The following is a 9628-nucleotide window of genomic DNA, read 5'->3' as shown; positions in this document are numbered from 1 at the left end:
AAAAAACTATAATTACTCTCTAATAGATTTTAAAGTTAGTGCTTCAGATAAATACGGTATTGCTGATTGGGAAGCCTCAGATTATAAAATAACTTCCTTATTAAAAGACTATATTTCTCAAAAAAACGGTAAACTCTATTATCAAGATGGTACACAAGAAACTGAGATCGAAAAAATCATTATTCAACATTCAACTGGGACTCCTTCCTTAACAAGTGCGTTATATCTTTGGGGAATGGAGAAGAAATTAGCTGGCTATCTTGTTGAATTTCTTTATATTAGTGAAGAAGAAGGATATCTATATGAAGAGACTATTACTCATGAAGTAAATCATTGGCAATGGCATCTACAATTACCATTAATTAGAAAATTGTTAGCGATTAAAGATTTTAGTGGAGCTTTAGAGCTTGTTAAAGATGCACCCTTTAATAGCTCTCAAATCGAATTAATAAAAGATAGGCTAATAAATCTAGATAAAGCAGTTTCTTTTAATCTAATTGAGAAAAAGCTAAAGACGAAAGAAGATATTTTAGAAAGGATCGCGATCGCTTTATGGAGCGAACAATCTTTCAGAGAAGTCGAACATTGGATGCACTGGTATCTAAGAATAGCAGGAGCTTTTGAACTAGCATTGCTATTCTTAATAGAGCATCAAAGGTCTTTATTGATAGGGCAAAAAAATAATGATAGTTATACGACTTATGAATGGGAAACTTCTAATTTCTTTCCTAAATTAGTATTTGAATTTGAACTAGAAGAAGCTAGGAAGAAAAAACAAAAAATCAATATAGAAAAGATTAGTATAAATGACTTGGTTCAAAAATTGTTAACCAAAGGAAGTTACCAACACTTACATAAATTTGAAGACACGAATAAAGATAAACAAGAAAAAGAAATCGAACTTCAAGTAAGCAAAATTATAGATACAGAATGGAATGATTTTGTTAATAAATTTTATTGCCAAAATTGGAAAATTGGACAAGGAAGTCAGTTGGGATTTTGTTCGCTAAGAAATAAACTCTATCACAATCTATGTGGAGATAAATTAGATCGAGATTTAGATGCCGTTCAAGCTAGTGAAGTAGTAGAAAGGCTTAAATATATTCTTAAATTGAGTGGCATAGTAGAAGAAATTGATCGTAAAATTCAAGTCTATCAAGAACAGTACGAATCTCTAATGAAAGATTTATTTTAATTTAATGGCACAAATAGAATCGGTTTCTCAGCAATACACTCAAGTAGGAGTTCTTACTTTCAGTCCAGTGCAAGCCTTCTTAGGTGGGGGGAGAAAGTTAAGAGATTGGGCAGTAGGTTCTTGGCTATGTCATTATCTAACAGCAGCAATTATTGATCGTTGGGAACGAGACTTAAAAGGTAAGGTATTAATGCCTTTAACCTACAACTGCAAATTGAGTAAGTGGTTATCGAACGAACGGGAATATCCTATTACAGAAGAATTTTGGCGTGCCTCCTTACCCAATGTAATTACAGGACTGCATTCTCAAGATAATTGGCAAGAAATTGCAAAAAGCCTAGTCCGAGAAGAATGGCAAAAGTTAGTAAAAAATTTAGAAACAGTAACGATCCGTCCTGAAAACTACCGCCACTCAATCAACGGTATAGGCTGGAAAACGATAAAAAGAGATTGCGACTGTCTTTGGTCAGTGTATAGCGATTCTTTTCCCCTAGACCCCAGCACTTTACCAGAAACAATTTCTCAATTACACCAAAGAATTGACACTCAAAAACAAGGGCGACGCTGGAATAAAAGTTGGTGGGCGGGACGCACTAGCCCTACTGATGCTAGTCTTTCCATCTGGCATCCAGGAATGCAACCGATCGATAATCCTCAAGGAAAAGGTAGATGGGGAATGCCTTACGGCGAATTAAATCTCTGGTGGGAAAAACTAGCATCTTCTCATCGCAAGACGGGAATCTTCGATTCAAGCGATCGCTTGAATAGTTTGGAGTTGATAAAGAGATTGAGTTCTTTACCGAAAATTATCGAGCCTACTTTAGAACAAATTTGGAGTAGAAAGCCTCCACTTTGCCCTTGGGAAAGATTTCCCGATAGTTCGGCTGCTGCTGCAACTTGGATTGTTGATGGGGTTGCTGCAAATTACTGGAACAAACAAATTAGTAGTTGGCAAAAGACATTTTTACCAAAATCGAAAGCATCTGCGAAATGGGGAATTGATAAAGTAGACAAAAACGATTTTAATTACGGACATCCTCGTGTTCTAGAAAGAAGGAATGTCAGGGACTATTGGAAATCAAGATTTCAAAAGTTTAAAAAAATACAACAAAATAAGTTGGCAAAATGGGATGCTACTATTCCTGCTTCTTGGGACTGCACTATCGAATGGACGGTGGGCTGGCGGGGGGATGGAGACGATATAGGCTCTTGGATATCTGAAGAGCAATTTCAGAAGTTGAGACTAGATAAAGAACAATGGCATTTAGCAGAAGATAAATTTACCCGACATCGAGGAATACATTGGCACCCAAATGGCTATCAGCTATATCAAGATTGCAATCTTGCTAGAATCTTCAATTTTTTGACCTTGTTTCAATTTTGGAATGAACTCTTAATTCACCTTAGCGAAAAAGAGCATTACGGTAAAGTTATTTTTGCTGGTGGAGATGATTTTCTAGTTCTAGGCGGTTTGCACGATGCCATTCCTTTAACTAGCAATCTCTATCGTCTTTGGCGAGGAGAAGCAACCACAATCACCTCTCCTACTGAAGATGAGGGCTGGGTAAAGTTTGAGCCAGAACAACAACGGTATCCCGTACCAGGTAAATTTATTAACTTTAGTTTGGGAATAGTTATCGCTCAAAGGAGAATTCCGCAATCTTTGTGGCATCGAGGTTTAGAAAAGGCTTACAAAGAAGCCAAACTAGCAGGAAAAAACCGCGTTTGTTTGAATATCTTATTCAATAGCAATCAATCCTTTAAGTGGATTTGTCCTTGGTCTTTATGGACGTTGTTGATGGAAGAAACGCAACCCGATACTCAAGTTAATACAGCGTTAAATCGTTGGGAAAAATTACTTTTTTATATAGAGAGAACAAAACCTCAAGCTAATTCTCGCACTCAGGTAAAAAAACTTTTGACTGCTTTGTTAGAAAGCGTCGGTATTGCTCTTAATTGGGATAATGTTCGTCGCGCAGTTAGAAATGATGGTCGTCAAGAGATCGAAAATTGGCAGTGGTGGCAAGATTGGGTCAGTATTCGAGCTTTTTTGGCTCGCCAACAACTCAAACAAGAACAATGGAAAAGTCAAGTATTCCAGGAAGCACAGGAAGTAGCGAAATCATGAGCAGTTGGTATTCTCTAGTTCCCGCAGGAGGAGTTGCTTTGGGCAATCTAACTCCAGTGGGTCAAAATAGCGGTCGAGTAGGCTGTCGCTTTCCTCCTAACGGACACCATCTAGCAGCTTGTCTGAAACTACCCAATAACTGTCAGCTTTGGGGAGCGTTTTGGCACAATACTTCGAGGTCTAATGAAATTTATCTTGTTTTACCTCAAACTGTTTATTGTTTGGAAAAAGACTTAGTGAGTACTGACCCTATGCCAAAAAAGATTTATCGTTGTTATTGGCGAGAAGATCGCTGGCAAATTCAAGAACAACACCAAGGTTGCGAAGTAGCTTTCATCGGCGGACAGTATCTAATTCGAGGAACTCATTTTAGAAGCTTCTGGCAAAATGGTTGGATGAGGAATGCCGATTTAGTCCCAATAGCAAAAGTTTGGCAGTCTCTAATCTTGACTCATAACCGAAGAGAAGCATATCAAGTCTTAGATGAAGGAGGTTTTTTTGCTGAGATGGTAACTCTTATCGAGCCTGGATGGAGTATTTTAGTTAAAATCTTTGGTGATTACAGTCCTCCTGAATACAGTTGTTTGGGAGCGGGAGCGACACCCGTTACGATTAATCCTCTTGAAAAGATTAGAGAGGATTGGTTAGACTCCACTCCAGAAAATCCCGAAGGAGCGGTATTGCTTACTGGTGCTTTGTGGCAAGCTAAAGCCGACAAAGAAGACAAAGAGGACAAAGGATTGCCCGTTTCTATTCCTTACCCTATTTTTAACCATTCCAATCAAGTCTTTGCCTATGCATATGCAGCCGAACCAGCTATTCCCTGGCAATCTTGGAAAAAGATTAAATACGGTCGCAATCGCGAGCCAAGTACTTATACTCTGACACCAGGGGAGTGGTTAACTCCAGCAGGAGCGGTTTATCTCTGGCGTAAAGAGCTTGATAGTCCCATGACTCGTTCTGGTACTCTTCAAGATGACTCTAGCATAGATAAATCGAGAAAGCGTTTCAACAATTGGGCTTTGGGCTACGGACATTTATGGTTATTTTAAGATGAAACAATTAGAGTGGTTAGTTTGTCGCGATCCCGTTCATATCGGCGGTGCAGACAGCGACAGCAGGGGAAATCGCAATCCTATCTATCGCCTTCCCGACGGAACTCCTGTAATACCTGGAAGTTCTTTAAAAGGTGCTTTACGAGAACACGCCGAAGAATATCGAGTATCTGAAGAATATCGAGTATCTGTCGATTCTTGGTTTGGCAAAGAAGTTAGTCGGGAAACAAAAGATAATTCTGGGAAAACAGAGAATACCGATAATGACTATGAAGAAACTCAAACCACTCCAGGAGCGATCGCTTTAGGTTGGGCTTTTCCCCTTTGGTTTCCAGTGAATATTTTGGGTCATGGGAATTGGTGGATTACTTGTTCTGGCTGGCTCAAACGCTATCACCAACTAAACGGCGATTCTAGTTTTGCTTTTACTTGCGAGCGGGATGACGTTTATTGGATGCAGGAGAAAAGCTCAAAACCTTTATATTTTCGCTGGCTTAAAATTAGTGAAATTAAGCAATATACAGCTTCTCAAGATTTACCGATAATTACTTCAGAAATGGATAAAAGCAGATGTTTGATTGTATCAGACGATCGGATTAAACTTTTTGTCGATATGGGTTTAGTTAGACAACCCAGAGTTAATTTGAAAAGTCGCGAAGAGTACTGGAATGATTTAGAGAAAAACGAATCTAACGAAAACTCTGAAGAGAATAATTCTTTAGTAAAAAATTTATTTTCTGTCGAAGCACTACCGCCAGGAGCAATCTTTTACTTTACTTGGACGACGAGAAATTCTCGCTATGCTCAAGATTTTACCGCAGAAAAAGCTCGAAATAATTTTGCTATAGATACTGATCGTTGGGTAAAGTTTTTACGAGACGAGCATTACGTTGGTGGTTTATGGAGTATCGGTTACGGTCGGGTATCTATTTTTCAAGAAGAGAAAACAACCACTAAAAATGACAATAAATCAGACAAGCAACTCAATAAAAAGTCAGCAAACTCCCCTCAGTTGAATCCTCCACCTAAAATTATTAAATAGTAGTTACTGTAATGGCAATCTCACTTAATAGTATTGATTATGAAGTTTTCAAAAGGCTAGAACATAGAAAAAATGACTTGGGAAATTGGCAGGGTAAAGCTAGCGAAATTTCTGATTATGTCGCAACTTGGGGAATTTTAAGATTTTGGGCTTTATCTTTTAAAAAAGATGAGGAGAATTCAAGTAAAGTTAGTTATTTTGCTTGGCAAGTTGCTAGAGAAGTCTTGTGTCAAATAATAGATGATAGTTGGGGGATTGATAAAGATACTCTAATTAATGAGTTCAATGAAAAACTCTATAATGATGATCCTAATTTATTAAATGTTCAAACTCAAAGGCAAATGGTTATTGCTGAATTGTTGATTGAAATTGGAGATACAGTTCAGTTTTGGACAAATAGATTTAAAGATAGTCAGAAAAAAAATACTTAGTTTTATTTGACAATAAATTAGTTACAAGACTAGCGATCGCTAGTCTTTTTTTATGGAATATCCATTATTTTTAGATGGATGTTAGGTTTCAACTCAATATTTTCTAACAAGAATCAAAAGCTGAGTAAAAAAGAGGATAAGTATTCTTGGCTAGGATTAGGTTTCAACTCAATATTTTCTAACAAGAATCAAAAGCTGATTAGGATGAAGTTATTGATATCTATAAAAATAAGTTTCAACTCAATATTTTCTAACAAGAATCAAAAGACAAAACACCCAAATCAGCCAAAATACTGAAGGTGTACTGGGTTTCAACTCAATATTTTCTAACAAGAATCAAAAGACTGGGCTTCAAAAGCCCTAATATGACTGAACTTCAGGACGCTTTTTCGTGGGATAGTTGAAAAACTGAATTTTATTCATAATTAATGGCAATAAACCACCTTTAAAATCGCTGTAACTTATACAGTACAAGCCATCGACGGAGCTATACCAAATAATGGGTGTTTCAGCCATTGACGCTATCCCTCGAATACTATTAGCAACAAGACCAAACATTATTCCATAAATTAAAATCAAGAGCAGCTATTTCTTCATTGATTAGTAATTTGTGCATTTCAGAGTCAAAAACAGAAACTAAATTATAATGACCGCGATCGCTAATAGCATAACCAGATGGTCTACTCTCATTATCACCACACCAATCAGGTCTTTCTTGATTATTCCTCCGTCTTTTATTAGTTGAACAAATACAGTGAATTAACTCATTACGATAATGTTGTTTAATATTTTGCTTTGATTTCCAGAGGCTGATAATAGCACCGTTGAGATTGTCATCAAGGGTTTTTTGAGGAAATTCTGTAGTTATTTGATAAAAGATCGCTAATTGTTTGATTTGAGATTGTAAATTATGAATTAAAGCAATCTCTTCTTGTTCGATGGAAGAAGAATTGACTTCAAAACTACTGCCAAAATAAAGACTAAAAGGAATTAGCTGCCCGTCTTTTCCTTCCTTTTCTCTCTCAACGTGGTGTCGAGGTCTACGCCATCCTCTTCCTAAACCTCCTATTTGACTGGTAAAAGATAATAAATTATCTATTAAGAAATGAAATTCTCGATTACAGTCAACGTTAATAATCCAGATTTCATCAACAATATTCTTGGGAATATTTGAATACAGTTTCTTGCTATTAGAAGTTGCTCGGTTTTTAATTTCTACTAAATAGCTGGTTAAAGATAACTGTCCTAGCTTATCGGAACTACCAAAAATAGTATTTGTAAGAGCGATCGCATCATCTCTGTTAAGCATGGTTAATGCCAAACGAATAAAATGCCCTCTCAAGCAAGCCCTCAATACTTGAGGACTCCAGCGATAATCTTTTTTATTTTCAATAGCTGGTTTCATTCCCTTTAACTTAATTTTCCATTTACCAGGAGGAATCTTATTTTTATTCCCTATCCTGCCAAAACCAGAAGCAAGACCTTTACCAAGACCTTGATATAGAAGCATCATTCTTAGTTGCTTGCTGACAAATTCTTTTTGATTTGAGGCTAGAGAGTTATGGAAAGTGATTTTTAGTGGAGAGATCGGGTTATCATCGGAATTTTTATTTTTGGAAAACCGTTCAATAGCCTTATTCTTCGTTGTTGAATTCTTTGGTGTATTTTGTGGTGCGATCGCGGGAAATTGCCACATAACAGCTAGCTTATTATCTTTTTTGCCAAACACTTGCCAATCCTGTTGAGGATGTAAAGGAAAAGCCGTTAAATTTTTCAGATAAGTAGTTTCAAAGCGAATTGCTTTGGGCTTCCAGCCAATGCTCCGATCTTGACGAAATAGATAGCTATCCCAAAATAGATATTCCTCCTCGCTCAAGCTTGCTTCCTCTAAATTGTTTCGTTCTAATTTTTTGACTAAAATTGCAATCTTAGAACTTAGAGAAGGATTATTTATGACTAATTGTGGAAAACATTTATACCAAGTCAGAATGATGATACTTCGCTCGTATTCTTGACATAAACTAACGATCCACCTTAAAAATGAACCTCTCAAAGAAGAACCAGGAATACAAGATACTCCACTTATTTGGGCGGGTAAATTATGTCCTTCAGGTAATGCTCCTCCTCCTATTTGTAGGGGGCTGAGAATACTAAGATTATCTAGTTCAATTGTGGATGGGGTTTGATTGGCTGGAGGAATATCTTTACCCCACCAAGTTTCTGTAATATTTTTGATGTGAGTGGTTTGAGGACTCCATCCCTTGTCTGGTTGTTTTTGTTTCAATATTGGTTTTTTACTTTTTGCTATGTCACCTTGACTTGCTGATTGATTATTGGTTTTTGGTTCTTCTAAACCATACCAGTCGGGTAATTTATCGGGTAAAGACGTAGTTGTCATGATAATGAAGCCGAACTGAGTTCGACGAGATAGAGTTAAACCTGAAATCTCTTAGTAACTAAAACCTGAGCCAGAATATTTTTCTTGATTTGTTCCTGAGTGTTGTTGGCTAATGTATCGGACAGCCATTGCTTGACTTCTTCTTTTTTCTCAGGAGCTAACAACTTGGAATTAACTCGATTGATGCGATTGTAAACTCTAAAAGTCAATTCTTCTAAAGTGAGCTTTGCGCTTAATTTTTCAATTTCTGCTTCTAGATAAGGATCGATAATTTCGTCAATACGGCGAAAAAGTAGGGCTTGTAAGGGTTCATATATTAAGCTGCTAAAACTCAATTCGGGGGTTTCATTCTCGCCAAACTTTAACTTTACGGCAATAATTCGTAGTAGCAAAAAATAACCCGCTCCGATCAATAATGCTTCTAACCCCAAGGGAATGCCTGTAGTTTGGGCAAATATTGGGTAAATAATATAGGTAATAAAACCATTAACTAATGAGAGGATACCTACTAAACCATAAATTTGGCATCTGACTGCCCAATTAGGAGGTATCCAGATATCTCTTTGGGCATCAACCCAAGTCATAATCGCAGCAGTCAGAGTAGCAATTAGATCGTAGCTACTAAATGGTTCTGAAATATCAATAGACATTCGGCTAGAGCTATTAAATGTTATTGTTTTAGCTCTGCAATCTGCCGTTGTAACTTATCGTCGATATTAGGTTCTACATGATGAGGAAACTTCACAAGATTTGTGCTGATTTGTCTTTTAACTTGTCCCCCTTTCCAGGTTAAATAAACTCTTTCATCAAAGTCTGAATGTTGGTTTGGTTTTACTTTAACCAAGCCTTTTTCAACAAGATGACTTACCGCAGTATCAACTTGTGCGGGAGTTAGTAAAGATTCAATAGCTAAGTTTGATTTGCGACGAAAAGAAGTACGACCAAATGCTTTGAGCGTCTTGTGTTCTGCTTCATCTAATGTTAAAGGTTGTCTGGCTATGGCGAACACCATAATTTAAGTTACTCCTAAACTCAACTGACATTTTTCATTTCTTTTTCTGCTGCATCAGCAATCGCTTTTCTGACCCATTCCGTATAATTCGGTTTATCGTGTACCCACTGATGAATAGAAACGGGCAATCTCACTCCAGTTACTTTTTTGGAGAGAGGTTCATCGCCAATGGGAGCAAACTTCCCTCGCTCTCTGGGTTGCGATTGGCTTTTTTTATTTGTTGAAATTTGATTCATTTGATTTTTTTTCAACCGTGTTAACTCGGCTATTAATATATTAGCACAATGTTAGATTTTGATTTAAGTCTCCCGAATCCATCAAGAGGCAGCGATTATTGTTTTTGACTTCAAGAGCGATCTTCTTCGAG

General features: G+C 37.0%; 10 protein-coding genes. 5 read left to right on the top strand and 5 right to left on the bottom strand.

Features of this window, described 5'->3' with window-relative positions:
- The 5 genes from H1P_RS36605 to H1P_RS27430 all read left to right on the top strand — a co-directional run.
- The coding region (locus tag H1P_RS36605) for a hypothetical protein (protein ID WP_186376176.1) at positions 1-1195 on the top strand (1195 nt) is incomplete at its 5' end.
- Between the two features lie 4 nt (positions 1196-1199).
- Positions 1200-3323 carry a type III-B CRISPR-associated protein Cas10/Cmr2 gene (locus H1P_RS27445; RefSeq protein WP_144873735.1) on the top strand — a complete coding sequence of 708 codons (2124 nt, stop codon included), beginning with the start codon at positions 1200-1202 and terminating at the stop codon, positions 3321-3323.
- Complete coding sequence (locus H1P_RS27440) at positions 3275-4375, top strand: hypothetical protein (RefSeq protein WP_222427266.1); 1101 nt, start codon at positions 3275-3277, stop codon at positions 4373-4375. Before H1P_RS27445 ends, H1P_RS27440 begins: the two co-directional genes overlap by 49 nt.
- 1 nt (position 4376) lies before the next feature.
- Positions 4377-5420, top strand: coding sequence for an RAMP superfamily CRISPR-associated protein (locus H1P_RS27435; RefSeq protein WP_144873733.1), 1044 nt, complete (start codon positions 4377-4379; stop codon positions 5418-5420).
- Positions 5421-5431: 11 nt separating this feature from the next.
- Positions 5432-5851 carry a hypothetical protein gene (locus H1P_RS27430; RefSeq protein ID WP_144873731.1) on the top strand — a complete coding sequence of 140 codons (420 nt, stop codon included), beginning with the start codon at positions 5432-5434 and terminating at the stop codon, positions 5849-5851.
- Between the two features lie 360 nt (positions 5852-6211).
- Here the strand turns inward: H1P_RS27430 and H1P_RS36600 are convergent, their stop codons facing one another.
- The 5 genes from H1P_RS36600 to H1P_RS27410 are packed head-to-tail and all read right to left on the bottom strand — an operon-like array spanning position 6212 to position 9497.
- Complete coding sequence (locus H1P_RS36600) at positions 6212-6367, bottom strand: hypothetical protein (protein ID WP_186376175.1); 156 nt, start codon at positions 6365-6367, stop codon at positions 6212-6214.
- Between the two features lie 22 nt (positions 6368-6389).
- Positions 6390-8249 (bottom strand): RAMP superfamily CRISPR-associated protein, encoded by a 1860-nt coding sequence (locus H1P_RS27425; RefSeq protein WP_144873729.1) that lies wholly within the window; start codon positions 8247-8249, stop codon positions 6390-6392.
- A 35-nt stretch (positions 8250-8284) separates the two neighbouring features.
- Positions 8285-8899 (bottom strand): hypothetical protein, encoded by a 615-nt coding sequence (locus tag H1P_RS27420; protein ID WP_144873727.1) that lies wholly within the window; start codon positions 8897-8899, stop codon positions 8285-8287.
- A 20-nt stretch (positions 8900-8919) separates the two neighbouring features.
- Complete coding sequence (locus tag H1P_RS27415) at positions 8920-9261, bottom strand: hypothetical protein (protein ID WP_144873725.1); 342 nt, start codon at positions 9259-9261, stop codon at positions 8920-8922.
- A 20-nt stretch (positions 9262-9281) separates the two neighbouring features.
- Positions 9282-9497 carry a hypothetical protein gene (locus H1P_RS27410; protein ID WP_144873723.1) on the bottom strand — a complete coding sequence of 72 codons (216 nt, stop codon included), beginning with the start codon at positions 9495-9497 and terminating at the stop codon, positions 9282-9284.
- Between the last annotated feature and the right edge of the window lie 131 nt (positions 9498-9628).

Origin of the sequence: Hyella patelloides LEGE 07179 (genome assembly GCF_900659865.1) — a bacterium.
Lineage (GTDB): Bacteria > Cyanobacteriota > Cyanobacteriia > Cyanobacteriales > Xenococcaceae > Hyella > Hyella patelloides.
The sequence above is the reverse complement of the archived record's forward strand: the minus strand, read 5'-3'. Positions and strand labels throughout refer to the sequence as shown.